Source organism: Pseudomonas sp. UBT, assembly GCF_050915955.1.
GTDB lineage: Bacteria > Pseudomonadota > Gammaproteobacteria > Pseudomonadales > Pseudomonadaceae > Aquipseudomonas > Aquipseudomonas antarctica_A.
In genome coordinates, this window is record NZ_CP168079.1 from 4922637 (window position 1) to 4945496 (window position 22860).

General features: G+C 61.3%; 25 protein-coding genes, 1 tRNA gene and 1 pseudogene. 10 read left to right on the forward strand and 17 right to left on the reverse strand.

Going from position 1 to position 22860, the window contains the following annotated elements:
• Positions 1-34: 34 nt before the first annotated feature.
• The 3 genes from ACDZ94_RS22770 to ACDZ94_RS22780 form a co-directional block, all read right to left on the reverse strand.
• Entirely contained in the window at positions 35-274 is a 240-nt protein-coding gene (locus tag ACDZ94_RS22770) for a DUF2790 domain-containing protein (RefSeq protein WP_407016071.1), read from the reverse strand.
• 77 nt (positions 275-351) lie between these two features.
• A complete protein-coding gene (gene cynS / locus ACDZ94_RS22775) occupies positions 352-822 on the reverse strand; it encodes a cyanase (protein WP_221295285.1) in 471 nt (156 codons plus the stop codon).
• A 181-nt stretch (positions 823-1003) separates the two neighbouring features.
• Positions 1004-1645, reverse strand: a complete 642-nt coding sequence (locus tag ACDZ94_RS22780; RefSeq protein WP_064453324.1) for a carbonic anhydrase — start codon at positions 1643-1645, stop codon at positions 1004-1006.
• Between the two features lie 111 nt (positions 1646-1756).
• On the opposite strand from ACDZ94_RS22780, the gene cynR reads away from it, so the two are divergent.
• Positions 1757-2644 (forward strand): transcriptional regulator CynR, encoded by an 888-nt coding sequence (gene cynR, locus ACDZ94_RS22785; RefSeq protein WP_221295286.1) that lies wholly within the window; start codon positions 1757-1759, stop codon positions 2642-2644.
• A gap of 49 nt (positions 2645-2693) precedes the next feature.
• Here cynR and ACDZ94_RS22790 read toward each other — a convergent pair whose 3' ends face one another.
• Positions 2694-2882, reverse strand: a complete 189-nt coding sequence (locus ACDZ94_RS22790) for a DUF1737 domain-containing protein (RefSeq protein ID WP_064453326.1) — start codon at positions 2880-2882, stop codon at positions 2694-2696.
• 222 nt (positions 2883-3104) lie between these two features.
• Here ACDZ94_RS22790 and ACDZ94_RS22795 point away from each other — a divergent pair, with 222 nt between their 5' ends.
• Complete coding sequence (locus ACDZ94_RS22795; RefSeq protein WP_432750868.1) at positions 3105-3272, forward strand: DUF2986 domain-containing protein; 168 nt, start codon at positions 3105-3107, stop codon at positions 3270-3272.
• On the opposite strand, the gene ACDZ94_RS22800 is transcribed toward ACDZ94_RS22795, so the two are convergent.
• From ACDZ94_RS22800 to ACDZ94_RS22820, 5 genes are all read right to left on the reverse strand, one after another.
• Positions 3243-4226: a GlxA family transcriptional regulator gene (locus ACDZ94_RS22800; RefSeq protein WP_064453327.1), complete on the reverse strand. Its 984-nt coding sequence runs from the start codon at positions 4224-4226 to the stop codon at positions 3243-3245. The genes ACDZ94_RS22795 and ACDZ94_RS22800 overlap by 30 nt on opposite strands.
• A gap of 4 nt (positions 4227-4230) precedes the next feature.
• Positions 4231-4773, reverse strand: a complete 543-nt coding sequence (locus tag ACDZ94_RS22805) for a cysteine hydrolase family protein (protein WP_064453328.1) — start codon at positions 4771-4773, stop codon at positions 4231-4233.
• A gap of 135 nt (positions 4774-4908) precedes the next feature.
• Entirely contained in the window at positions 4909-5334 is a 426-nt protein-coding gene (locus ACDZ94_RS22810; RefSeq protein ID WP_432750869.1) for a VOC family protein, read from the reverse strand.
• A 110-nt stretch (positions 5335-5444) separates the two neighbouring features.
• The gene (locus ACDZ94_RS22815; protein WP_432750870.1) at positions 5445-6320 is read right to left on the reverse strand and encodes a LysR family transcriptional regulator; all 876 of its coding nucleotides are present in this window, start codon (positions 6318-6320) and stop codon (positions 5445-5447) included.
• A gap of 27 nt (positions 6321-6347) precedes the next feature.
• Positions 6348-7559, reverse strand: a complete 1212-nt coding sequence (locus tag ACDZ94_RS22820; RefSeq protein WP_064453331.1) for a YeeE/YedE family protein — start codon at positions 7557-7559, stop codon at positions 6348-6350.
• A gap of 199 nt (positions 7560-7758) precedes the next feature.
• On the opposite strand from ACDZ94_RS22820, the gene ACDZ94_RS22825 reads away from it, so the two are divergent.
• From ACDZ94_RS22825 to ACDZ94_RS22845, 5 genes are all read left to right on the forward strand, one after another.
• The gene (locus ACDZ94_RS22825) at positions 7759-7899 is read left to right on the forward strand and encodes a hypothetical protein (RefSeq protein WP_259763587.1); all 141 of its coding nucleotides are present in this window, start codon (positions 7759-7761) and stop codon (positions 7897-7899) included.
• Between the two features lie 7 nt (positions 7900-7906).
• Positions 7907-9124 (forward strand): MFS transporter, encoded by a 1218-nt coding sequence (locus ACDZ94_RS22830; RefSeq protein WP_064453332.1) that lies wholly within the window; start codon positions 7907-7909, stop codon positions 9122-9124.
• Between the two features lie 90 nt (positions 9125-9214).
• Positions 9215-9490, forward strand: a complete 276-nt coding sequence (locus tag ACDZ94_RS22835; protein ID WP_064453333.1) for a metal/formaldehyde-sensitive transcriptional repressor — start codon at positions 9215-9217, stop codon at positions 9488-9490.
• The gene (dmeF, locus tag ACDZ94_RS22840; protein ID WP_221295290.1) at positions 9487-10401 is read left to right on the forward strand and encodes a CDF family Co(II)/Ni(II) efflux transporter DmeF; all 915 of its coding nucleotides are present in this window, start codon (positions 9487-9489) and stop codon (positions 10399-10401) included. The genes ACDZ94_RS22835 and dmeF overlap by 4 nt, the downstream gene beginning before the upstream one ends.
• A 33-nt stretch (positions 10402-10434) precedes the next feature.
• A complete protein-coding gene (locus tag ACDZ94_RS22845; protein ID WP_064453335.1) occupies positions 10435-10614 on the forward strand; it encodes a DUF1289 domain-containing protein in 180 nt (59 codons plus the stop codon).
• A 34-nt stretch (positions 10615-10648) separates the two neighbouring features.
• Here the strand turns inward: ACDZ94_RS22845 and ACDZ94_RS22850 are convergent, their stop codons facing one another.
• Together ACDZ94_RS22850 and ACDZ94_RS22855 are read right to left on the reverse strand one after the other, a co-directional pair.
• Positions 10649-11515, reverse strand: coding sequence for a DNA/RNA non-specific endonuclease (locus ACDZ94_RS22850; RefSeq protein ID WP_432750871.1), 867 nt, complete (start codon positions 11513-11515; stop codon positions 10649-10651).
• 94 nt (positions 11516-11609) lie between these two features.
• The gene (locus ACDZ94_RS22855; RefSeq protein WP_262665677.1) at positions 11610-12827 is read right to left on the reverse strand and encodes an MFS transporter; all 1218 of its coding nucleotides are present in this window, start codon (positions 12825-12827) and stop codon (positions 11610-11612) included.
• Between the two features lie 121 nt (positions 12828-12948).
• On the opposite strand from ACDZ94_RS22855, the gene ACDZ94_RS22860 reads away from it, so the two are divergent.
• The gene (locus ACDZ94_RS22860; protein ID WP_432750872.1) at positions 12949-13608 is read left to right on the forward strand and encodes a TetR/AcrR family transcriptional regulator; all 660 of its coding nucleotides are present in this window, start codon (positions 12949-12951) and stop codon (positions 13606-13608) included.
• On the opposite strand, the pseudogene ACDZ94_RS22865 reads toward ACDZ94_RS22860, so the two are convergent.
• Positions 13520-13804: pseudogene (locus tag ACDZ94_RS22865) on the reverse strand (hypothetical protein); the annotation flags it as partial. The gene ACDZ94_RS22860 and the pseudogene ACDZ94_RS22865 sit on opposite strands and share 89 nt — an antisense overlap.
• A gap of 161 nt (positions 13805-13965) precedes the next feature.
• Here ACDZ94_RS22865 and ACDZ94_RS22870 point away from each other — a divergent pair.
• A complete protein-coding gene (locus ACDZ94_RS22870) occupies positions 13966-15828 on the forward strand; it encodes a DUF3857 domain-containing transglutaminase family protein (protein ID WP_432750873.1) in 1863 nt (620 codons plus the stop codon).
• A gap of 53 nt (positions 15829-15881) precedes the next feature.
• Here ACDZ94_RS22870 and ACDZ94_RS22875 read toward each other — a convergent pair whose 3' ends face one another.
• From ACDZ94_RS22875 to ACDZ94_RS22895, 5 genes are all read right to left on the reverse strand, one after another.
• Positions 15882-18719, reverse strand: coding sequence for a TonB-dependent receptor domain-containing protein (locus ACDZ94_RS22875; protein WP_432750874.1), 2838 nt, complete (start codon positions 18717-18719; stop codon positions 15882-15884).
• A 96-nt stretch (positions 18720-18815) separates the two neighbouring features.
• On the reverse strand, positions 18816-19781 hold the full coding sequence (locus ACDZ94_RS22880; protein WP_432750875.1) for a DUF4880 domain-containing protein: 966 nt from the start codon (positions 19779-19781) through the stop codon (positions 18816-18818).
• Complete coding sequence (locus tag ACDZ94_RS22885; RefSeq protein ID WP_432750876.1) at positions 19778-20284, reverse strand: sigma-70 family RNA polymerase sigma factor; 507 nt, start codon at positions 20282-20284, stop codon at positions 19778-19780. Before ACDZ94_RS22885 ends, ACDZ94_RS22880 begins: the two co-directional genes overlap by 4 nt.
• 134 nt (positions 20285-20418) lie before the next feature.
• Positions 20419-20494, reverse strand: a tRNA-Asn gene (locus ACDZ94_RS22890).
• An 82-nt stretch (positions 20495-20576) separates the two neighbouring features.
• Entirely contained in the window at positions 20577-21464 is an 888-nt protein-coding gene (locus ACDZ94_RS22895) for a LysR family transcriptional regulator (protein WP_432750877.1), read from the reverse strand.
• Positions 21465-21565: 101 nt separating this feature from the next.
• Here ACDZ94_RS22895 and lldD point away from each other — a divergent pair, with 101 nt between their 5' ends.
• The gene (gene lldD / locus ACDZ94_RS22900; RefSeq protein ID WP_064453351.1) at positions 21566-22708 is read left to right on the forward strand and encodes an FMN-dependent L-lactate dehydrogenase LldD; all 1143 of its coding nucleotides are present in this window, start codon (positions 21566-21568) and stop codon (positions 22706-22708) included.
• Positions 22709-22860 lie beyond the last annotated feature (152 nt).

The following is a 22860-nucleotide window of genomic DNA, read 5'->3' on the forward strand; positions in this document are numbered from 1 at the left end:
CGGGCGCAACGGTAAAAAACAAACAATGGACGGCTCAACCGTTGGAGCAGCCGTTACCCATCACGTGGTATTCGAGAATGTGCTGCTGGCCCTGGGAGTCTTCGTAGGTCATACGCACGGGCACCACCGCGCAGACGTCCGGCACTTCGCTGGTGGAAATCACGCGGGCGATGTCCAGGTGCTGGGCATAGCTGTATTGCTCGACCGGGAGTGGCTCTTCGGCCATCGCCGCGCCGCAAAACACGCCGAGTATCAGTACAAGTAACGCTTTCATTTTCAGATGACCTCTTCGGCATCGTGAGGAAAGTCGAACCCGGCGCCTGTGCAGCGCCGGGCTCATGGGTAGCGGGATCAGAACGGTTTGGTCGGCAGGTATTTGCCATCCAGGGTGATCACGGCGCGGGAGCCACCGTCCGGGTCGTCGACCTTTTTAATGTCGAGCTTGAAGTTGATGGCGCTGATGATGCCGTCGCCAAATTTCTCGTGAACCAGCGCCTTGAGCGTGGTGCCGTAGACCTGAATCATTTCGTAGAAGCGGTAGATGGTCGGGTCGGTCGGGATACCGTTGCCGATGCTGCCGCGCACCGGAATGGTTTGCAGCAGGAGCACGGCATCGGCGTCGAGACCCAGGGTGTCGGCAACCACTTGGGCGGCGTTGGCCGGCAGTGGGTGCTGGCCGAGCAAGGCGGCGGTGACGAAGGCTTCGTGCAGGCCGGTGCCTTCGGCGATCTGGGCGAACGACAGGTCTTTGCGGGCTTTGGCCAGGAGGATGACGTCGGCCAGGGCAAGGCGAGTGTTTTGGCTGATTTGTGACTGGATCATGGGGTTATCTCCGTGGGTAAACAGTAAGGGTGAAACGGCTAGTGCCAATCGGGACAGCGCCGAAGATCAAGTGTGGGAGCTGGCTTGCCTGCGATGCAGGCAACTGGGTGTGCCAGGCAGACCGGGGGGATGCCATCGCAGGCAAGGCCGCTGCCACCTTCAACTTTCTTCGCTTGCAGGGTCAGTACGAAACAGCGCGTACGGTCGGGTTGTCGGCCAGGGCCACGAACTTGCCGGTGCGGCCATCGAAGGCCTGGATGCAGCCGCTTTCGATGTCGTAGACCCAGCCATGCAGCGTCACGCGCTTCTCTTCGAGGGCCAGGCGTACCGAAGGGTGCGTCTGGATGTTGGCCAACTGCGCGATGACGTTTTCGCGGACCATGGAGGCGACCTTGGCGTGCTGGTCGACATGCTGGCGGGCCTCGTTCACGACTCGGCCGGAGTCGGCGTAGCGCAACCAGCCAGCCACGGCGGGCATGTGGTCCAGGCATTTGCAGGTAGCGATGGCGGTCATCGCGCCGCAGTCGGAGTGCCCGCAAATCACGATGTCGCTGACTTGCAAGGCGGCGACGGCGTATTCCACCGAGGCCGACACGCCGCCCGGCTCGGGGCCGTAGGACGGCACGATGTTGCCGGCGTTGCGGATGACGAACAGGTCACCGGGCTCACGCTGCGTGACCAGCTCTGGCACCAGGCGGCTGTCGGAGCAGGAGATGAACAGCGCCCGTGGACTCTGTTGGTTGGCCAGGTCTTTGAACAGGCCGGCACGCTCGGGGAAGGCGTTACGTTGAAATTTCAGGAAACCGTCGATGATGTCTTGCATGGGTGACTCCATTGGTTCGCGATGCGATGGAGCAAAGGTTACGTAGCCCGTGCAATAAGGTAAAAGTCTCATATATGATCCAGCACATTAGATAATCTTATGGATGCAAACATGCTGGCACGACACATCCAGTACTTTCTCGCCGTCGCGCAACATCAAGGTTTCACCAAAGCCGCAGCGGCCCTGCATGTCTCGCAGCCGGCGCTGTCGCAGCAAGTGCGGCAGCTGGAGGAAAGCCTTGGCGCGCAGTTGTTTGATCGCTCAGGACGCAAGACGCGCCTGACCGATGCCGGGGAGGTTTACCTGCGCTACGCGCTGCGGGCGGCGCAGGAACTGCAAGAAGGCAAACGTGCGATCCATGACGTCGGCGACTTGAGCCGGGGGACGCTGCGGATTGCAGTCACGCCGACCTTCACCACGTACCTGGTCGGGCCACTGGTCGAGGCGTTTCACCGCCGTTACCCGAACATCACGCTGAACGTGCGCGAGGTCGCCCAGGAACAGATGGAGCTGCAACTGCTGGCCGATGAGCTGGATGTGGGCATCGCGTTTGATGAGGTGCATGCCCAGGATATCGACGCCTATCCCCTGCTGGTCGAAACACTTGCGCTGGTTGTGGGTAATCAGCACCCGCTGGCCGAGGCGCAGGCTATCGGGCTGGAGGCGTTGAATGCAGAAGCACTGATTCTGCTGAGCGCCGAGTTCGCCACGCGTGAGCAGATCGACCGCTATTGCAACCAACACGGCATCCGCCCGCGCGTGGTGATGGAGGCGAATGTGATTGGGGCGCTGACTGAGGTGGTGCGCAGGACCACGTTGTCGACGCTGCTGCCGGCGGCCATTGCGCGGGCGCATCCTGAGTTGGTGGCGATTGAGCTTGGGCCGGAGCGGCTGCAACGGACGGCGGTGCTGATGCAGCGCAAAGGGGTTTATCAGTCTTCAGCGTCTCGGGCGTTTGTGCAGGTGGCTAAGGAGGTCGCTGTGGCGCTGGGGGAATGAACCGCGCCTGGCCTGCCTTCGCTGTCGTCTCGAAGTGGAAATCCCCAGCCTACTTGGCGGGGTTCCAAACGATAGCCTGAGCCACCACGACGTGTTCGCCATTGAAGGTGGCCGCGGGCGAGCCATACAGCTGGTAGCCCAGCGCGAGGGCTTCGGAGACTCGATGACAGAACGATGCGTCATCTTTACCGGTTAGTAACCGGTAAACAGGTAAACCTTCGGGAGGAGTGGTTTGCATGGGCGTGCCTTCCTGAATCGACATGAAAATGATGAGGCCCACGCTCGCCTTAAGGCCACCGGGCGAATCGACTGTAGCATCCTTGCAATGTCAACGAGCGGCACGACAATGTAGGGCGACGACAAGGGTGAACGTGTGCAGGTATCGACGCCCTAACGCCGAGACCTGAGTCAGTGACTTAAGCTGATATCATTCAAGCAATTACCCGCTGAGTAGCACGTCATGAATCGCCAGAAAAAACTCAAGCAGCTCTTTAAGGCCAAAGCCAAAAAAGCCAGCGCCAAATTGGCGCCGAAAAGCAAAGATAAGTACATCAGCAAAGCCGACCGCGCGAAACTGGACGCTGAGGCTGATCAAGCCTCAACCAGCGCCGGCAACACGCCCAGCTGAAGGCGTCCCCGCTTCATATTTGCCCCAGATGCGCCGCAGATGGCGCGCCGAACCAAAGCCTGCGCGCTCGGCGACGGTTTCAATGTCCAGGGTCGACTCAACCAGTAACTCACGGGCCACGGTTAACCGCAGCGTGTGCAGATAGTCCAGCGGACTGATGCCGACATGCTCGTGGAACAAACGCGCCAGGTGCCGGCTACTGGTGCAGGCCAGGCTGGCCATGCGCGTGACGGTCCACACCTCACACGGCGCAGCGGCGATTGCGTCCTGCACCCGGTGCACGGCCGGGTGCAGGTGGTTGCGCCCGGCTATCCACGGCGAAAGCTGCGGATCGGCGCCGCTGCGACGCATGTACACCACCATATCCCGCGCGACGGCGCAGGCCAGCCGGGGCCCGGCCAACTGAGCGACGAGGTGCAGCATCAGGTCGATGCCCGCTGTCACACCGGCGCTGCAACTGACCGGGCCGTCGGTGACGTACAGGCGGTTTTCCAACACCCGGGCCTTGGGGGCCAGGGCTTGTAACGTCGGGCATAGCGCGTGGTGCGTGGTGCATTGGCGTCCGTCGAGCAGGCCTGCACGGGCGGCACTCAAGGCACCTGCGCAAACGCACACCAGCCGCTCACCCGACGGCGCGAATACATTTTGCAGCCACTGGGTCAGCGTATTGCTGGCCGACTCGAACGCCTGCCGGCGCTGCGGCGTAACCTTCGAGGTCGAGCCCACCAACACCACCAGCGTGCCCGGCGCCAGGGTTGACGGAAGCGGCGCCAGTCCCGTCAGGGGCAAGCCGATGGACGTTTGCAGGGATTGCACCGGGCTGACGTACTGTAAATCGAAGTCGATGGCCGCCGGGTCCTCGACTTGAGCGGCAAGGCGCAGCACCTCGGCAGGGCCCGCCAGGTCCAGCATCAGCACGTTGGGCAAGAGTACGAACAGCACCGGCACCGTCATGGATTCACCCCTCCAACGCCTGGGCCACCGTCACGATGCGGGCAAAACGCCCTTCCAGTACCAGTTCAGTGCGCTCGCGAATCTGTGCCGGGGTGTAAACCCGACCGCTGCGGGCGTGGGTCATGGGGAAGGTCAACGTCGCCTCGCTGACGAAATCCACACTGAGGCCGCTGTCCGACGCCTGGCGCGTAGTGGTTTCACAGCACTGTTCGGTCCGAATGCCACTGATGATCACCGTGGTAACTCCCATCTCCGTGAGCCGGGCCGCCAGCGGCGTTCCGGCGAAGGCGCTGTGGTAGCGCTTGTGGATGATCAAGTCGGGGTTGATCGACAACTCGCTCAACGCCCTGACATTGCCCGACGCCAGCGAGAAATGCCCCTGGTCTTCGACATGGAAGACTTGTATCACCGGGATGCCTTGTTGAACACACCCGTCGATGAGCGCCTGTTGTTTTTCAAGGTAATCCGGCAGGTCATTTTCGGACCAGTAGGTTGAATGGCGAAACGAATGTTGCGCATCGATTACGACAAGGGCTTTGCGGCTCATGATGTGTCCTCTGGGCTTGCATTACGGTGAGTGATGCAAGCCATGGTAGGCACACAAGCGAATGAGCAACAGACGCGTGCCGGACCACTTAAGGACCGATTCGGACATCAATGACAAACGGCAACGCATGCGCAATTACTTGGCGAAGAGCTGGCTCATGTCCTTGAACGCCTTGAACTCCAGCGCGTTGCCGCAAGGGTCGAACAAGAACATGGTGGCCTGCTCACCCACCTGGCCCTGGAAACGAATGTAGGGCTCGATCACAAACCGGGTTTCACGCGCTCTGAGCCGATCCGCCAAGGCTTCCCACTGGTCCCAGTGCAGGATGATGCCGAAATGCGGGACCGGTACGTCGTGGCCGTCGACCGAGTTGGCGTGCACCGATGCCTGGGATTCAGTCTTGGGGTGTTGGTGGATAACCAGCTGGTGGCCGTAGAAGTCGAAATCGACCCATTGGGCGCTGGAACGGCCTTCGGAGAGCCCGAACACGTCGCCGTAGAAGTGGCGAGCGGCGGCGAGGTCGTAGACGGGAATCGCTAAATGAAAGGGCGAAAGGCTCACGGTGGCTACCTGCAGGTTCTGTGGGTTAGAACACGATTCTTCACCAGAACGACGAGGTGATAAAGCGGATATCTTTCACCCTGACCCTCAATTTTTTCGATGCTCGCGCCCTACTTCGCAGCGTCCAGCACTTCCATGACGCACGCCCTGAATAACTCGAAGAGTGGCAGTTGGCGCTGGGTGTACTTGGTCAGCAGCACGATTTCACGAAAGAACGTGAGGTTGTCCAGGCGCAACACCCGCACGTCGCTGACATGCTCCAGCCACATGCCGGCCATGGGCACCAGGGAAACACCAAGGCCGCTGCGGACCATCTTGACGATGGCATCCAGCTCGTCGAGTTCGAGGGTTGGTTGCGTGTGTAGCTTTTGCTCCTTGAGAAACTGCGTGACCTGGCGCCCGCCGAACGAGCCGCGGTCGTAACGCACAAAGGGCTGCTCGCGAAGGATTTGCAACGGGTCCTCGCCCTGCACGTCCCTGGCGGTGATCAGTACGAAGGGCTCGCGGGCAATGACTTCGACACTCAGGTCTTTGGGCAGGTTGAACGGCGGGCGGATCATGATCGCCAGGTCCAGCTCGCCGGCGTCGACCTGGCTGAGCAAGTTCAGCGAAACGCCGGGCACCAGGTTGACCTCAATGAACGGCGCACGACGCTTGAGGGCCACCAGCGCCTGGGGCAGGAGGCCGGTTTGTACACTGCCGATGGCACCGATACGCAACGAACCCTGAAAGTTGTTCGCGCTGTCGGGGGTGCCCATACGCGAGAAGATATCGAGGATCTCCTCCGCCAGCGGCACCGCACGCTGCCCTGCGGAGTTGAGCGTGGCAGAGCGGCCGGTGCGATCGAACAGCTTGACCCCGAGCGCGTCCTCAAGGTGCTTGATCTGCGCGCTCACGGCCGATTGCGTCAGCCCCACGTGCTGGCCGGCAGCGGCAAAGGTGCCGCGCCGCGCAGCGCTCACAAAGGTCCTTAGTTCTCGAATCATGCGGGTACCCTACTGGTTGTTTTGCGCTCAGCAACCGCTCAACGCCACCTGCGGCCGCTCGCCCGCAAAGAACCATGGCCGCAACCGCACGCCCACGCTGTTACCGATAAACGCCGCCACCAACCATACCCAGCCATGCAGGCTGCCCGAGGCGATGCCGCTGAAGTACGCGCCGATATTGCAACCGTACGCCAGCCGCGACCCGTAACCCAGCAACAAGCCACCGATCACCGCCGCCACCAGCGAGCGCGCCGGGATGTTCAGGCTGGGGGCGAAACGCCCGGCCAGGCCTGCAGCCAACAGCGCACCAAGAACGATGCCGATGTCCATCACGCTGGTGATGTCTTCCCATACCGGCGCGGCGAGGGCCTTGGCGTTGCCCGGCATCTGCCAGAACGCCCAACTGGCCACATCAACCCCCAACCCGCTCGCCACCTTGGCCCCCCACAGCGCGAACGCCGAAGTAATGCCCCACGGCCGCCCGGCCAATGCCAGGGTCGCGTAGTTGAGCAGTGCCAGGCCAATCGCGCCCCACACCAATGGCCATGGCCCGCGCAGGAAGCGGCGCAGACCAATGTGTTCGCTGGTTACGCCCGCCTCAAGCTGGCCATGCCGGCGTTTTTCCAGGCGTACGGTGATGGCGGCGATAAGGCCGAACGCAGCCAGGCTGACGACCAATGCCGGCAACACGCCGAAGCTTTTGACAATTGAAACCGCCGGGAACGCGGGCAACGCAAACCACCAATCAACATGGTGCGTAGCGATCAACGAACCGCAAATAAAGAACAACAGTGTCACCAGCATGCGCGCATTCCCGCCACCCACGGTGAACAGCGTGCCCGACGCACAACCGCCGCCCAACTGCATGCCGATGCCGAAAATAAACGCCCCAAATACCACCGACACGCCGGCCGGCGCCACCAGCCCAACCACCGGCTGACCGAACAATGTGCCGGCCCCCAGCGCCGGGAAAAACAACAGCACCGCCACGGCCAGCATCACCATCTGCGCACGCAAACCGGCGCCGCGCCGATCATTGATAAACACACGCCAGGCCGAAGTGAAGCCGAAGGCGGCGTGGTACAAGGTCAAGCCCAGCGCGGCACCGACCACCAGCAACAACACTTGGCGCGGGCCAACGCTGTTTTGCAGGAATACGGCGCCGACTACCAGGACGATAAAGGCCACCAGCGGCGCGAAGGGCTTGCGCGCGGGCGTCAGGGGAAGCGAGGTGCTCATGGCGAATCTCAGTCTGTTTGAATCGGGAGGGTTGGATGACGGCAAGTATAAACCCAGACTGGTACCATTCAGGGCATGGCTCCTAAGCTTGCAACGTTGAATAAACACCTGTCGCCCCAGGCACACGACGAACTCGCCGCTGCGATGAAATGGCTGGAGCGCTTCGCTGATTTTTGAACGACCTGATTGAGGAAATAGCATGGCTGCCACCTCGCTGGACGCAACAATTGCTCGGATCATCGAAGCGCACGCCTACAGCCTGCAACACGTATTGCCCACGCCGGGCGAATCGGGCACGGCGCAGACCCTCCTCGGGCTGCTCAAAAAAAGGGGGAACTGAAGCCGTCATGAGTTTCCTCGGTACTTTCCGCTCCCTGCGCAGCCCCAACTACCGCATCTGGGCCGCTGGCGCATTGGTGTCCAACGTCGGCACCTGGATGCAGCGCACCGCCCAGGACTGGCTGGTGCTCACCCAGCTCACCCCGCACAACGCCGCCGCCGTGGGCATCGTCATGGCGTTGCAGTTCGGGCCGCAGCTGTTGTTGCTGCCCTGGACCGGTTTTGCGGCCGACCACTACGACCAACGCAAGCTGCTGATTACCACCCAGGCGGTCATGGGCGTACTGGCGCTGACACTGGGGGTGTTTACCATCACCGGCTTCGTGCAGCTCTGGCACGTGTACGTGTTTGCGTTTTTATCAGGGTGTGCCTCGGCATTCGATGCACCGGTGCGGCAGATTTTCGTGGCGGAGCTGGTGGGCGAGAAGGACTTGTCCAATGCCATCGCACTCAACTCAACGTCATTCAATATGGCGCGCATGATCGGCCCGGCGGTAGCGGGCGTGACCATCGCCTCGGTCGGCACCGGCTGGGCGTTCCTGCTCAATGGCTCGAGCTTTTTTGCGGTGCTGGCGTCACTGTTTTTCCTGCGGGTATCGGGCCTGCATGCCAAGGCGCGAGCCCCACGAACCAAAGGCAGCCTTACCGAGGGCATGCGTTATGTGTGGGCGCGGCCGGACCTGAAGGCGATCTTGCTGATGCTGTTTCTAATCGGCACCTTCGGCATGAACTTCCCGATTTTTATCTCGACCATGGCCGTCAGCGTGTTCAATGCCGATGCGCGTGGCTACGGCCTGCTGACGTCGACCCTGGCCATCGGCACCATCGCCGGGGCGTTGATTGCCGCGGGCAGTGAACGACCGCAGTTCAAGTCACTGTTGACCGGTGCAGCGGTGTTCGGGTTTGGCTGTTTCCTGGCGGCCCTGGCGCCCAATTACTGGATGTTCGCGATTGCGCTGGTGATCATCGGCGTGGGTGCGATGACGTTCAGCAACACCACCAACAGCTTGATGCAACTCACCACTGAGCCGGCCATGCGCGGCCGGGTGATCGCCCTGCGCGTCGCCGTTGCACTGGGTGGCACGCCGATTGGCGCGCCCATCGTCGGCTGGGTGGCCGACCACCTGGGCCCGCGCTGGGCACTGGTGGTCGGCGCGGTGTCCGGCATTCTGGCGGTTGGCGTGGCGCTTTACACCCTCAGGCGCCAGTTGGATAAGCCCAAGTAGCCGCCTTGAGAACTTCGCCGCAGCCACCACGTTGCATAGGGGGGCGGGGTATGCAATGATCCGCCCCCTCATAGGTAGGGGGGGTATATTGTGGGCCACATCGCCGCAAACAAAGACAGCTTGATCAAGCGCGTCAAACGCATCGCCGGGCAGATCCAGGCGGTTGAAAGAGCGCTGGAGTCGGACCTCGACTGCGCCAAGACGCTGCACCTGGTCGCCGCCACACGCGGCGCCATCAACGGTTTGATGGAAGAAATTATCGAAGACCATGCCAGGGCGCATGTGGCCGATCCCGCCCTCAGCGAGGAAGCCCGCGCACGCGGCGTTGAAGAACTGCTGGAAGCCATTCGCCGGTACTCCAAATGAACGCCCTCCCTAGTGCTCACACGCACGAACATGTCTTCCTCGGTTCGGCCCATGACGAAAACGCCAAACGCACCCTGTGGGTGGTGATGCTGACGGTGGTGATGATGGTCGCGGAAATTGCCGCCGGGGCCTTGACCGGTTCCATGGCGCTAATGGCGGACGGCTTTCACATGGCTACCCATGCGGCGGCGCTGGGCATTGCCGCTGCGGCCTACGCCTACGCCAGGCGCAATGCGAGTAACTCACGCTACAGCTTCGGCACCGGCAAAGTCGGCGACCTGGGTGGCTTCGCCTCGGCGCTTATCCTGGCGCTGGTGTCCTTGGGCATTGGTGTCGAGTCGGTGATGCGCTTGCTGCAGCCGGCTGAAGTGCAGTTTGGTACAGCCACGCTGATTGCGGTGGTGGGGCTGGCAGTAAATGTCATCAGCGCGCTGTTGCTGGGCCACGGTCACAGCCACGGGCATGATCATGACCACGACCACGACCATCATGGTCACGACAACAACATGCGCTCAGCCTACGTGCATGTGCTCGCCGATGCGCTGACCTCTGTGCTCGCCATCGCCGCCTTGCTGGCCGGCCGTTATCTGGGCTGGGTGTGGCTGGACCCGGCGATGGGTATCGTCGGCGCGGTGGTGATTGCGCGGTGGTCCTGGAGTTTGATGCGCACGACCGCTGGCGTATTGCTGGATCAAACCGATGAACACGTCGCCGCAGAAATTCGTGAACTCGTCGAACAACCCGGTGATGCGACGATTACCGATCTGCACGTGTGGCGCGTCGGCCCCGACGCGCACGCGGCCATCGTCAGCGTGGTGGGCCGCTCGACCACCGATGCCGAAAGCATTCGCGAGCGCCTCAAACCGGTGCATGAAGTGAGCCACCTCACCGTTGAATTTCGTGCGGCCTAGCCGCGCGCCCCACTAGCAAACCCAGGTGAACCTTTGGCTAAAGATATCGAGAACCCCTGCATCTCCACCTGCCAGCTCAGTGGCGATCTATGCGTCAGCTGTGGACGGAGCAAGGACGACATCCGTAAGTGGAAGCGCATGAAACGCCCGGAGAAAATGGCCGCCGTACAACGCGCGACGTTGCGGTTGAAGGCGCTGAAGAAGGCCAAGTAAGGCTGGCGGTTCTGCCAGCCTTGGGGGTGTCACATCACGTGCGCCCCACCGAGCCTGTGACCGGAAGATTACCCAGCAACTTGAGCCCGGTGCTTTTCACGAAGGTGTCGTAGTCCATCGGCTTTTGGATACGGGTTTCAGCATTGGGCAGCACGTAGGCCCAGGCGCGTTTCGACGAAGCGTCGTAGACCAGTTTGAACAGGCGCGTCGGTACCCAGACCTTGTTGTCACCGACGGTGCTGTAGCCCGCGTCAAACAGCGGCCCGGTAAACACAAACACATCGCCGCCGGCTCGCACGGCAAACTTGCGCACGTCCGCCTCGACCTTGCTCCAGATCTTGCGGTTGTTGGTGGGGTCTTGCGGCACCATGTTCGACAGCGCGAAAGACTGGGCCATGGCATTGGCGTTCGGCGCATCCGCAGCCGGGGACTGGTGGCCACGATCCACAGCCGGTTGCTGGCCACGGTAGTCGCTCAATTCCGCGCGTGCGCCTTTGGGAATGCGCGGGTCCGGGTAGAACTGGTTGGTGCGCTCCTCGCCTTTGGCCTCCTTCAACTGGGCGGCATTCAAGCGTTCGACCACCACCAGCGGCGTCTTGCTGGTTTGCGAGTAGAGCACCGCAAAGTTGTCGGAACACAGGGCCAGGGGTTTCATCGTGGCGGACACGGTGGCCGTGTTGATGGGCGTGGCGCCTGGGAACAGGTCGACGCAGCCGTCGAATGAAGGCTGTTTTTCTTTGCTGGAATAAAGGTCGAGGGCCGCGTGCTGGCTGATCGAGCCGGAGCGAGAGGCGTGTTCCGGGGCGGGTAGCTTGATAAGGTCCAGCAGGCCACGGGCTTGTACCCCAGTGGAAAGCAAAACAAGGGCCGACAGCCCAACTGCAATTTTGCGCAGGTGCATGCATTACTTCTTCGAAAGGGAGTGAGGCGGCAGGATCCGAAAAACGGAGCCAAGTGAATGATATTGCGAGGATTATTGACCCAATCAAGTCACATTAGTGCCCGGCCACGGGCGGTTTTTCTGTGTCACGTGCACCCGGTTTGAACCCGTGGGCATGAGCGCCCCAGGCGATCACAAACGATACCGCTATTAATACCACCATCGCCCAGGGAAACGAGGCGACGCCCCAGGTATCCAGCAGCACGCCGCCGACCACACCGCTGCCGGCAATCGCACTGTTCCACGCCACCACGTTCAGCGACAGCGCCACATCCGCGCCATCCCCGGCGGCATCCGCCAGCGCGGTTTGCAGCAGTGTTGCCGCGCCACCGAAACTCAGCCCCCACACGGCTACGCCGAGGTAAATGACTTCAGGCACCTTGCCCAAGAAGCCGAACACCACGCAGACAGCCGCGAATGTCGCCAGGCTCACCAGTACGGTCTTGCGCAATAGCGGCTCGACCGCTTTTGCCGTCAGCCAAATCCCCACCAACGCAGCGATGCCAAATACCAGCAGCACCAGATCGACCCGATCGGCCAATCCCGCAGGCGCCACGAACGGAGCGATGTAGGTGTACAGAATGTTGTGCGCCAGCATCCAACTGATCACTACCGCCAGCACCGGCCGCACGCCGGGCGTGCTCAGCACTTTACCCAGCGACAAACGCTGATGCGCCGCCTGCGGCGGATAGTCCGGGACTTTCGCCAGCACCCACACAATCAGCACCAAGGTTAGCGCCGACATGAGGCCGAACGTGGTGCGCCAGCCCACCAGGCCACCCAGCCACGTGCCGAGCGGTACGCCCAACGACAGCGCAATCGGTGTGCCGACCATGGCCAATGCGAGCGCCCTGCCCTGTTGCTCCGGCGCGACCATACGCCGGGCATAACCCGCCAGCAGGCTCCAGGCCAAGCCCGCCGCCACACCGGCGAAGAAACGCGCCACCAGGGTGACGCCGTAGTGGGACGACAGCGCAGTGATGGAGTTGAACAGCAGGAAGCCGACAATGGTCAGCAACAGCACATTACGCCGACGCCAGCCCCGGGTGGCAATCGTCATGGGGATCACCGCCAGTACGGAGCCCAATGCGTAGGCGGTGACCATCTGCCCAGCTGCCGAAGGGGAAATCGACAGGCCTTCGCTGATCAACGGCAACAGGCCGGCGGGCAGGGTTTCAGTGACGATGCAGATAAAGCCCGTCATGGCCAGGGCGAGCAAGGCGCCAATGGGCAGGCGCTCGGACGACGCGGATAAGCTGAGTGAGGGGGTCACGGGAAACTCCTTTTGAGCCACTTAAATACTGATCGATACAAATGTTGCGGGTAGGCGTGATGCATTGTCAACGACTTATGTATCGACTAGTATTTATCTCGTAATCCAGAGGACTCTTGAAATGGCACAGATGGGCCGCCCGCGTAATTTTGACCGTGACCAGGCCGTGGAGCAGGCCCTGCACTTGTTCTGGGAGCACGGCTACGACGCCACCTCACTCGCCCAGCTCAAGGCCGGCCTGGGCGGCGGTATCTCCGCGCCGAGCTTTTACGCGGCGTTCGGCTCCAAAGAGGCACTGTTCGATGAATGCGTGCAGCGCTACCTCGCGACCTACGCCCAGGTCACCGAATGCCTGTGGGACGAAAACCTGGCTCCACGCCAGGCCATCGAAACCGCGCTGCGCCAGTCGGCACGCATGCAGTGTGAGGACGGGCACCCCAAGGGCTGCATGGTGGCGCTGGGCGTGATGAGCGCACCCAGCCCTGAAAATGCGCGGGTGGCGGATGCCTTGACGCAATCGCGCGCACGAACGCGGGCGGGCATCGTGGCGTGTGTTGAGCGCGGAATCCGCGCCGGGCAACTCCCGGACACGCTTGAAGCACCGGTGATGGCGACGGTGTTTGACAGCTTCCTGCAAGGCGTTTCGATCCTGGCGCGCGATAATGTGCCGCATAAGGTGATCGACGCGGCGATCAGCCAACTCCTGCTGACATGGGACATTGCCGCGTCAACGCTCGCCCCCGTTGCGGAACATATCGGCCATGGGGATATAGCAACGTAAACGGACGCGAGCGCCCCCGCCAAACGGTTCCGACACTTCCGTGAGCGTGCCGCCAGCCAGCTCGTGCTCGACGATACACTTGCAGGCCTGAAACAACCGCGCCCCAGACTTGGTCAGCATATCGTCGGCACAAACGTGCCCTGCCTCCCCCAAACTCATGCGCCTTGCAGTCCTCTTGAAACAGCCAGGAAATGCGCGTGCAGCGGCAAACGTCCAGAGCCGTCCTACACGTGTTTAAGCAACAAAAATGAGCAGCCTCATTGCCATCTATATATAGTAACGTTTCGCATTTGGCGGCTTATCAAGGAACGCGCGCCCTCCTCCAGACGGTGCGCGTCATCGTTTAGAAGGATCTTTATGCAAAGCGCTACTCTCTTCCCGACGCGCCTGTTCGGTGCGCTGGCAGTGGTCATCGGCGGGCTGTTCAGCGTGCCGGCAAGTGCCGATTACACCGACCGCTCCCTGACTGTCGAAAAAAATAGCCAATCCTACGTGGTGAATGCCGACGGCAGTTTCGTGCTCGACTTCGAGCGGGTCTCGCGCATCAACGAGGAGCGCGCGATCAAGCCCAACGCGCAGCACTCGGTGAGTTTCAACCGCACGTTGGAAACCGTGGACATCGTGGACGCCTACACCCAAAAAGCCGATGGCCGTAAAGTGCCGGTCGCCGCCGACCAGATCAAGGAACAGCAGGAACAGGCCTCAGCCGAAGCGCCGATATTTCAGGACTCGCGCGTCAAGGTGGTGATCTTCCCGGACTTAGCCGTAGGTGACCGCATGGTGTTGCACTACCAGCGCCATCGCACCACCCCACTGTTTCCCGGGCAGTTTGAAGACCTGTATGCACCGAATTTCTACGAGAACCAACAGATCCACCTCTCCTACGACATGCCGGCCGACATGCCCTTGTTCGCTGACGTGAGAGGGTTCCAGGCCGCTGAAGCCACCATTGCCAATGGCCGGAAAGTCTACCGTTGGGACCTTGAGCCCACCGAGAAAAATCGCGTTGAAGTCGGCTCCGTCGCCTATACCGATTACGGGCAACGCCTGGCCGTGTCGACGTTCACCGACTACAAACAGTTTGCCCAGGCGTATGCCGCCAGGGCGCAGGTAGAGGTGACACCGGCCATCACCGAACTGGCCAATAAACTCACCGCCAACCTGGACACGCCGCGCAGCAAAGCGTTGGTATTGAGTGACTGGGTGCGCAAGAACATTCGTTACGTCGCGGTGTACGTCGGCAATGGCGGCGTCGTGCCGCATTCGGCGCAGGCAGTGCTGGATAACCGTTATGGCGACTGCAAGGACCATGTTGCCCTGCTCGAAGCGCTGCTCAAGGCGGTTGCCATCGAAAGCTCGCCAGCGCTGATCAACCTGGGTGACGCCTATGTACTGCCCAAGGTGCCGACGCTGGGTGTGCTGAACCATACAATCACTTACATCCCCACCCTCGACCTTTATCTGGACTCCACCGCTACTCCCATCGCAGCGGGTTACTTGCTGATTTCGGAATTGGGCAAAACCGTGTTGCTGACCCAGAGCGGCGAACTGGCTCGGACACCCTCAAACCAATTGGGCAAGGTAGACGGCACGCTGCACTTCATGATCGACCCGAGCGGCGCGGCGGACTTCACGAACGGGACCACGGTGGAGGGCTGGGGTACGGAACTCAATCGTTTCCTGTTCAGATCCATGCCCATTGCCGACCGTAACCTGCTGGCCGAGAAGGTCCTCAGCCTGTACGGGCAAACCGGCAGCGGCAAAATCGAAACCGACGCGCTTGAAGGCAACGCCGCCACCTTCAAGTCCACGGTCAAGGGGCGTACCAACAACCTGGTCAACCTGCCTGGGCCTACCGGCGTGCCCGCGCTTAGCAGCCTGGCGGGCGGTATTGGCCATAACGTGTTCAGCTTCCTCTCGGAAAAGGACCGCACTCAGAACTTCACCTGTGCTTCCGGCACGATCGAAGAAAAGGCGCGCTTCGATTTCCCCAAAGAAGTGAACATCCTGGCGGTGCCCAAGGCCGTCGTCCTGAACACCGGCGGTTTCAACTATCAGACCACTTACGTCAAGGAAGGCAACAGCGTACTGATCACCCGCAGCTACGCGTTTAACCACCACGACGTGCTGTGCAGCCCGCAGGACTTCGTCGCCATGAAGCCGGCCATTGAAGGCATGCTCAACGACCTGAAAAGCCAGATTATCGTGCAGACGCTTTAACGCTTCGGTTCGCGCGCGACCGGCCAATGCGCCGGCGCGCGAGAATTGCGCCCTTAGAACTTCGCCTGCACCCCCACTCGTAACGTGCGCCCCGGCGCCGGCATGAAACTCTGCGCCAGCGGGTCGAGGTAGTAACGGTCAGTCAGGTTCTGCAGCGACACATTGAGGCTGGCGTGTTCCTGCAACCTGTAGGTGAGGAACAGATCGACCAGGGCCACTTCGCGGTAATTCAATTGCGGCGTGGTGGCGCCCGTCTGCCAGGGCTCGTCGGCGGTGACAGTGGGGCCTGAGGTGTAAGTGATGCGCGTGCCGAGCGTAAGGCTCTGGTCGAAGAAACGCAGGCCGGTGGTCAAGTTGCCCGCAAATCGCGGCGGGTTTTGGGTGTTGGTGTAGGAACCCATGAAGCTGCCCGGCGTGCAATTCGGGGTGTCGCTCGTTTGCTGATAGCGGTTGCTGGTGGCGCGCAGTGTGGCGGCGAAGGCTGCATCGCAGGTTTCGGTCTTCAGGTAGTAGGTGGACGACAGGTCGGCAAACACCCGGCCGGCATCGTAACGGGTCTGCAACTCCAGGCCGCTGGTCTTGTAACTGTCGGTGTTGCTGAAGCGCATCAAGCCCCACAGGCCCGGGCTCGGGTCGTAGTAACGGGTGATGTAGTTCTTGATGGTGTTGTTGAAGTAGGCCAGCTTGATCGCCGCCGAGTCGTCATCGAACAACAGCCCCTTGTGCAGCGTGCTGGCACCGATCTCCCAGTTGCTCGAACGCTCGGGTTTCAGGCCTTTGCCGGGCATGGTCTGCAACACACCCTGGCTGGTTTCAAACAGCGAAGGCATACGAAAGCCCTGGGTGTAGGAGGCGTAGACGAAGGTGTCCGGCAGCACTTCGATATTAACGCCAAAAGCCGGAGCGAAGGCGCCCCCACTGTTGCTCGCCTTACCCGAATATTCATAGCCGGTGACGACGCTGCCGACCTCGGATGGGAAGACCCTCGAATCGACCGCGCCAAAGTCGTTGTAGCGAATGCCCTCGAAGGGATAGTTAGTGTTCTGGAAGACGATGCCATTATTCAGGCGCGGATCGGTGGCGTCGGTGTACTGGCCGTTCTGGTTCGGGAACCACATCATGTTGCCGGAGCCGCCGCCGTTGTAAACCCGCAGGTAGCGCAGGGCGCGATCCTCACGCAGCCCCGTGGCATTGGCGATGTGGTCCTTGCTGCGATAGTGGGTGTAACGCCCGCCGCCCCATAACGTGAGGCTGTCCACTGGTTTGTACTCCAGCTTGCCATTGAAACTGAATTCTTGCCGCGACCCTTCGCGCAGCATGCGGTTGGCGTTGATATCGTCCTGGTGGGTGACCACGCCTTTTTGCGGGCGCAGCTCCTCAAGCTGGAAGGAGCCGCCGAGGTCCAACTTCAAGTCGCCGTAGCCGGTTTCCCAGCGTGAGGTATTGGCCAGGCCGCCGCCAATGCGTTGGTTAGCCTGGCGACTCCAGGCCCGGTCCGAGCGATACGCCTGGGACGCCGGGGCTCGTACCGAAGTGAGTTGGCTGGTTTGCGCATCGGTCAGCCACAGGTCGGCGGTCAGGTCTACCAGCGGATTGCCCGAAGGCAGGTAGTTGTAACGCGCGGTGTAGGTATCGATCTTGGTATGACCAAGGGGGTACTGATAGATGCCACCGGTGCCGAAGCGGAAGATATCCGAGGGCATGATCTCGCCGATACGCCCGTCGTAGCGGCGATAACCCAAGTCGAACGTATGCCCGTCCGCCGGACGCAGGGTAGTCTTGAGCAGAAACGAGTCGGTCCTCGACGAAGAGTTCAGCACTTCTTCGCCGGCGTTGTAGGTGGTTGCCACACTGGTTTCTTCATCGCCCCAACGGTCGTAGGTACGGTAGCGGTCCTGGCCCTTTTTGCCGGCGAAATAGTTGCCCTGGTTGCGCTTGGCGTAAGCCGCCACGACGTCGAAAAACTCATGGGTATAGGCAAACGCAACGCTGCCAGCCTGTGCCTCTGAGCCGAACAGCCCACCGCGGCTCTGGTGCGGTTCCGAGTACAGGTCTTCGGCCTTGGAATGCGGGTCTCGCGAGGCTGGAGCGACGCCGTTGTTCCACAGGTCGCCCTTGAGGCGCAGGCCGATGTTCTGGCCGTCCTTGAGGATGTCGTCGACTGTGAGGGTGCGCATCCTCACCGTGCCGCCGATGGCGCTGGAGGTCAGGCTGGGGCCCTTGTCGATCGTGATGTCGCTGATCAGGTCCGGGTCGATGTAACTGCGCTGCTGGGTACCGGCGTAACCGCGATATACATCCAGTGCCTGCTGTGAGCCGTCCACGGTGACCGCCACCCGGCTCTGGCCCTGGATGCCACGGATATTCACATCCAAGCCGCCGCCATTGCGGCTGTCGCCGACCTGCACGCCAGGCTGGCCCTTGAGCACATCACCCACCGAGACCACGCCGAAGCGCTGCATGTCTTCGCCGGAGATATACACCGAAGAGCGCGGCGCCCGGTAGACCTCCACCTCATCGAGGTTTTCGCCAATCACCTTTTGCGTCGGTAGGGAAATGGCCTGTTGGTGCGGGCGCAAGACATAGCCTCCGTCTGCCTGGCGCTGATAACCGAGGCCCGTGCCAGAGAGCAACTGGGTCAGGCCCGACTCATTATTAAAATCGCCCTGCAAACCCTGACTGGTCTTGCCGACGGTGAGCAGCGAACTGCCCGCCATGCTGATCCCGGCTTCGGCACCAAAGCGCGACAGCACTTTGTCCAGCGGGCCGGCACTGATGCTATAGGCACGCTCGCCGGCCGCAAAAACCAGCTCGCCGTAGAGCGGCTGGAGACTGAGAAACAGCAAGCTGAATGTATGATGGGTACGCAAGACACGAGCGGGGGAAATCATGCAAGGCTCCTAAGGGTCGACACCCACCTGTGCCGGTGGGTAATACCTAAAGGCCAAGCCAGATCGAAAAAACTATCGCGTTGCTGAAAAAAAATTTCACGCGGGTACCACTGTCACCCAATAACGCGTTCTTCGTTCGATACGCACCGGCAAGGTATTGGCGACCAGCGCCAACGCCGCATCGGTATCGTCCAGCTGGAAACTGCCGGTGATGCGCAGGCCCGCCACCGCTTCGCTGCAACGCAGAAAACCTGGGCGATAACGCGAAAGCTCAGCCAGCAATTGATCGAGGCGCATGCGCTCGGCGGGCAGGATGCCGCGCATCCAGGCTTGGGCCAGCAACACATCGATAGCGGTCGGGCGCCCCGCTCCGCGCTCATCAACCTGTAGTTGCCAGCCAGCCTGCAACGGCACCGGTGTTGGCTGAAGCCGCGTGCTCACCTGCGCCAGACCGCGCAAGACCGTAACCTGTGTGCCTTGGCGATCATGGCGCACCAGCAGATTGGCGCCATGGCTATAGAGCACCGCGTTTGGGGTCAGCCATTCCAGCGACGCAGAACCCGCCGGCGTATCCAGGGCCAGTTCGCCCTCGACCAACTGCACGCTGCGCTGCCCTGCACTCAAGTCCAGGTTCACCGCACTGGCGGTGTTCAGCCACAGCGAATAACCGCCCGCCAAGGCCCACTGGCGGCGCTCGCCAACGCGAGTGCGATAACTCGCCAACGCCGAACGCACCAATGTGGAATCCGCCGCTTGCCAGGACATTCCACCAAGCAGCCCCAACGCCAGCAGGCACTTGAGCACCTGGCGACGACGCTGCGGATCCGCCCCGGCCGACTGCAACGCCCGGCGCGCCGTGGCATCGGCCAACAGGTTGGCGCCCGGTTGCAGCAACAGCGGCAAGCTACTGACCCGCTGCCACGCGTACTCATGCTCGGCACTTGCCTGGCGCCACCGCTGCAAGGCTTGATGGTCGCCGGCACTCATCAACCCGGACTGCATTCGCACCAGCCAATCGATGGCACTGTCGCGCACGCGCGGGTCGACAGCGGTGCCACTCATTCGAACCGACTCGCATAGCAAACACTGAAAGCCTTGCCCATGGCGCGCTGCACCTGAGCCACCGTCAGGCTCAACTGCGCGGCGATCTGCGGATAGGTCAAGCCATCGAGCTGGGACAAAAAGAAAATCTGCCGCACCCGTGCCGACAGCCCGACCAGCAGCGAGTCCAACTGCAACAAGGTCTCGATCATCAGGTGGCGCTCTTCCGGCGAGGGTTCCTCGGCCACCGGTCGCGCTGCCAGCGCTTCCAGGTACGCCCGCTCGATCGCCTGGCGACGCCAGCGATTGATCAGCAAGCCATTGGCGATGGTGACGAGAAACGCCATGGGCTGGCGCAGCTCGCGCACATCCTCCTTGGAGCGCAATACCCGGATAAAGGTGTCGTGTGCGAGGTCTTCGGCATCGGCACTGTGCCCCAACCGCCGATGCAGCCAGCCCCGAAGCCAGCCATGGTGATTCGCATACAGGTTGGCGACGGGCGAGGCGATGCTGTCGTCGTGCATGTCAGATCCACATCAAATGATAATGCTTCTCATCTTATGACTTTGGGATGGGGGTTGTATAGGGGATGGGGTCGCTGCCTTCGGCCAAATCCAACGCAAAAAAAAGCCTGCATCTCTGCAGGCTTTTCTCTATCTGGCTCCACGACCTGGACTCGAACCAGGGACCCAATGATTAACAGTCATTTGCTCTACCAACTGAGCTATCGCGGAATGCGCCGTATGTTACTGATTAAAAAGAAGAAGTCAAGCATTACGATGTAATTCGGCCGAAAACCCGCACAGAAGGTGTCCTTCACTGCACAGGGCTGGCCATTTCTTTGGCCAGGTCCAGCCATGCGCGGGCTGCGGGTGGCAGGTGGGCACTGGCACGCCAAGCCAGGGCGATGTGCCAATCGGTGTACGGCTCGTCCAGGGGGATCAAGGCAATGCCGGCGTGCTGATGTTTGAGCGCGAGCATGCGCGGCAAAAAGGCGACGCCCAATCCGGCGGAAACCAGGTCGACGATAAAGTCGATTTGCCCGCTACGCGCCGTTACTCGTGGCGTGACGCCCTTGCGCTCACAGGCGGCGAGGATCTTGGCGTTCAACGCGAAGCCGGCTTCGAACAAGATGAACGGGGAGTCGGCGAGGTCAGTGAAGTCGATGCGTTTGCGTCGGGCCAGTGGGTGGCTCATGGGTAACACAGCCATCAGCGGTTCATTGCGCACGGGCTGGTAGTCGAACCCTTCATCCGCTGGCAGCAGCAGGGCTGCGAGGTCGACCTCCCCGGCTTCCAGGCATTCGCGCAGCCTTTTGCTGCCGTACTCGGTGAGTTCGATTTCGATGTCGGGGTAGCGCGTGCGGTAGGCAGCGAACATCGCCGCAAACAGTACCCCGCAGCCTACCGGCGGCAAGCCTATGCGCAGTACACCGCGCTTGAGACCACGCAAATCATTGATCTCAGCCACCAGGTCGTTTTGCTCGGCGAGCAACACCAAGGCGCGGCGGTAAGCAATTTCCCCGGCGGCTGTCAGTTCATTCTTGTGACCCAGGCGGTTAAGCAGCGGCGTGCCCAATTCATCCTCCAGCGTCTTGACCGCCTTGCTCACGGTGGATTGAGTCAATGCCACCACGTCAGCCGCCTGGGAGAAGCCGCCCTGGCGCACCACTTCAACAAAGGCACGCAATGTTCGCAGGTTCATTGGTATTCCTTTAGCGACTGGATGCTAGTGATAAAAGTTGTTTTTATCATGCCAGCTTTTTGCTTATGGTGGGGTGACCAAGCTCTGTGGAGAACCCGTTCATGATCATCTCGTCCGCCTCCGACTACCGCGCAGCCGCCAAACGCAAGCTGCCGCGCTTCCTGTTCGACTATATCGACGGCGGCGCTTACGCCGAGCACACGATGCGCGCCAACGGTTCGGACCTGGCCGAGATCAGCCTGCGCCAGCGCATCCTGCGCAATGTCGACAACCTGAGCCTCAAGACCACGTTGTTCGGCAAGGAACAGGACATGCCGATTATCCTCAGCCCGGTTGGCCTGACCGGCATGTATGCGCGTCGTGGTGAAGTGCAGGCCGCCAAGGCCGCGGCCAACAAGGGCATACCGTTCTGCCTGTCGACCGTGTCGGTGTGCCCGATAGAAGAAGTGGCGTCGCAAAGCCCGCAGTCGATCTGGTTCCAGCTCTATGTGCTCAAGGACCGCGGTTTCATGCGTAACGCGCTGGAGCGGGCCCAGGCTGCCGGGGTGACGACACTGGTGTTCACCGTGGACATGCCGACGCCAGGTGCACGCTATCGTGATGCTCACTCCGGCATGTCCGGGCCGTACGCGGCGTCACGCCGGATGCTGCAAGCCATCACCAAGCCACAATGGGCATTCGATGTGGGATTGATGGGCCGCCCCCACGACTTGGGCAATATCTCCAAGTACCTCGGCAAACCTACCCACCTGGAAGATTACATCGGCTGGTTGGCGAACAATTTCGACCCTTCGATCAGCTGGAAAGACCTGGAGTGGATCCGCGAGTTCTGGAAGGGCCCGATGATCATCAAGGGCATCCTTGACCCACAGGACGCCAAGGACGCGGTAAGTTTCGGTGCCGATGGCATCGTGGTCTCCAACCACGGCGGCCGTCAGCTCGACGGCGTGTTGTCTACCGCCAAAGCGTTGCCGCCGATTGCCGAGGCGGTGGGCGATGACCTGACAGTGCTCGTGGACTCAGGCATTCGCTCCGGGCTCGACGTGGTGCGCATGCTCGCCCTCGGTGCCAAGGGCTGCCTGCTAGGGCGCTCGACGGTGTATGCCTTGGCCGCCGCCGGCCAACACGGCGTGGAAAACCTCTTGGATATTTTCGCCAAGGAAATGCGCGTAGCCATGACCTTGACTGGCGTTACGTCGATTGACCAAATTGACCACACCACGTTGGTTCAAGCAGCCAAATAACTGACGCAGTTATTCAGCGACCGATTTTGCCTTTAAAAACGGTCGTTGATTTATAAGGCTTTTTATTAAGTTGAGCAAAGTGGCATGAATCTCGCTCTATTACCATTGAAGCAGGTAAAGCGATGACAAGACGTGTGGCACGGTCCAGGGGT

What these genes read in the sequence shown, in the direction of transcription:
- ACDZ94_RS22780 (WP_064453324.1), bottom strand. Translation starts at nt 1,645, where the DNA reads ATGCAAGACATCATCGACGGTTTCCTGAAATTTCAACGTAACGCCTTC.
- cynS (WP_221295285.1), bottom strand. Translation starts at nt 822, where the DNA reads ATGATCCAGTCACAAATCAGCCAAAACACTCGCCTTGCCCTGGCCGAC.
- ACDZ94_RS22860 (WP_432750872.1), top strand. Translation starts at nt 12,949, where the DNA reads ATGGCACAGATGGGCCGCCCGCGTAATTTTGACCGTGACCAGGCCGTG.
- ACDZ94_RS22825 (WP_259763587.1), top strand. Translation starts at nt 7,759, where the DNA reads ATGGCTGCCACCTCGCTGGACGCAACAATTGCTCGGATCATCGAAGCG.
- lldD (WP_064453351.1), top strand. Translation starts at nt 21,566, where the DNA reads ATGATCATCTCGTCCGCCTCCGACTACCGCGCAGCCGCCAAACGCAAG.
- ACDZ94_RS22850 (WP_432750871.1), bottom strand. Translation starts at nt 11,515, where the DNA reads ATGCACCTGCGCAAAATTGCAGTTGGGCTGTCGGCCCTTGTTTTGCTT.
- ACDZ94_RS22820 (WP_064453331.1), bottom strand. Translation starts at nt 7,559, where the DNA reads ATGAGCACCTCGCTTCCCCTGACGCCCGCGCGCAAGCCCTTCGCGCCG.
- ACDZ94_RS22805 (WP_064453328.1), bottom strand. Translation starts at nt 4,773, where the DNA reads ATGAGCCGCAAAGCCCTTGTCGTAATCGATGCGCAACATTCGTTTCGC.
- ACDZ94_RS22800 (WP_064453327.1), bottom strand. Translation starts at nt 4,226, where the DNA reads ATGACGGTGCCGGTGCTGTTCGTACTCTTGCCCAACGTGCTGATGCTG.
- ACDZ94_RS22830 (WP_064453332.1), top strand. Translation starts at nt 7,907, where the DNA reads ATGAGTTTCCTCGGTACTTTCCGCTCCCTGCGCAGCCCCAACTACCGC.
- ACDZ94_RS22895 (WP_432750877.1), bottom strand. Translation starts at nt 21,464, where the DNA reads ATGAACCTGCGAACATTGCGTGCCTTTGTTGAAGTGGTGCGCCAGGGC.
- ACDZ94_RS22770 (WP_407016071.1), bottom strand. Translation starts at nt 274, where the DNA reads ATGAAAGCGTTACTTGTACTGATACTCGGCGTGTTTTGCGGCGCGGCG.
- dmeF (WP_221295290.1), top strand. Translation starts at nt 9,487, where the DNA reads ATGAACGCCCTCCCTAGTGCTCACACGCACGAACATGTCTTCCTCGGT.
- ACDZ94_RS22880 (WP_432750875.1), bottom strand. Translation starts at nt 19,781, where the DNA reads ATGAGTGGCACCGCTGTCGACCCGCGCGTGCGCGACAGTGCCATCGAT.
- ACDZ94_RS22885 (WP_432750876.1), bottom strand. Translation starts at nt 20,284, where the DNA reads ATGCACGACGACAGCATCGCCTCGCCCGTCGCCAACCTGTATGCGAAT.
- ACDZ94_RS22790 (WP_064453326.1), bottom strand. Translation starts at nt 2,882, where the DNA reads ATGCAAACCACTCCTCCCGAAGGTTTACCTGTTTACCGGTTACTAACC.
- ACDZ94_RS22875 (WP_432750874.1), bottom strand. Translation starts at nt 18,719, where the DNA reads ATGATTTCCCCCGCTCGTGTCTTGCGTACCCATCATACATTCAGCTTG.
- ACDZ94_RS22870 (WP_432750873.1), top strand. Translation starts at nt 13,966, where the DNA reads ATGCAAAGCGCTACTCTCTTCCCGACGCGCCTGTTCGGTGCGCTGGCA.
- ACDZ94_RS22795 (WP_432750868.1), top strand. Translation starts at nt 3,105, where the DNA reads ATGAATCGCCAGAAAAAACTCAAGCAGCTCTTTAAGGCCAAAGCCAAA.
- cynR (WP_221295286.1), top strand. Translation starts at nt 1,757, where the DNA reads ATGCTGGCACGACACATCCAGTACTTTCTCGCCGTCGCGCAACATCAA.
- ACDZ94_RS22815 (WP_432750870.1), bottom strand. Translation starts at nt 6,320, where the DNA reads ATGATTCGAGAACTAAGGACCTTTGTGAGCGCTGCGCGGCGCGGCACC.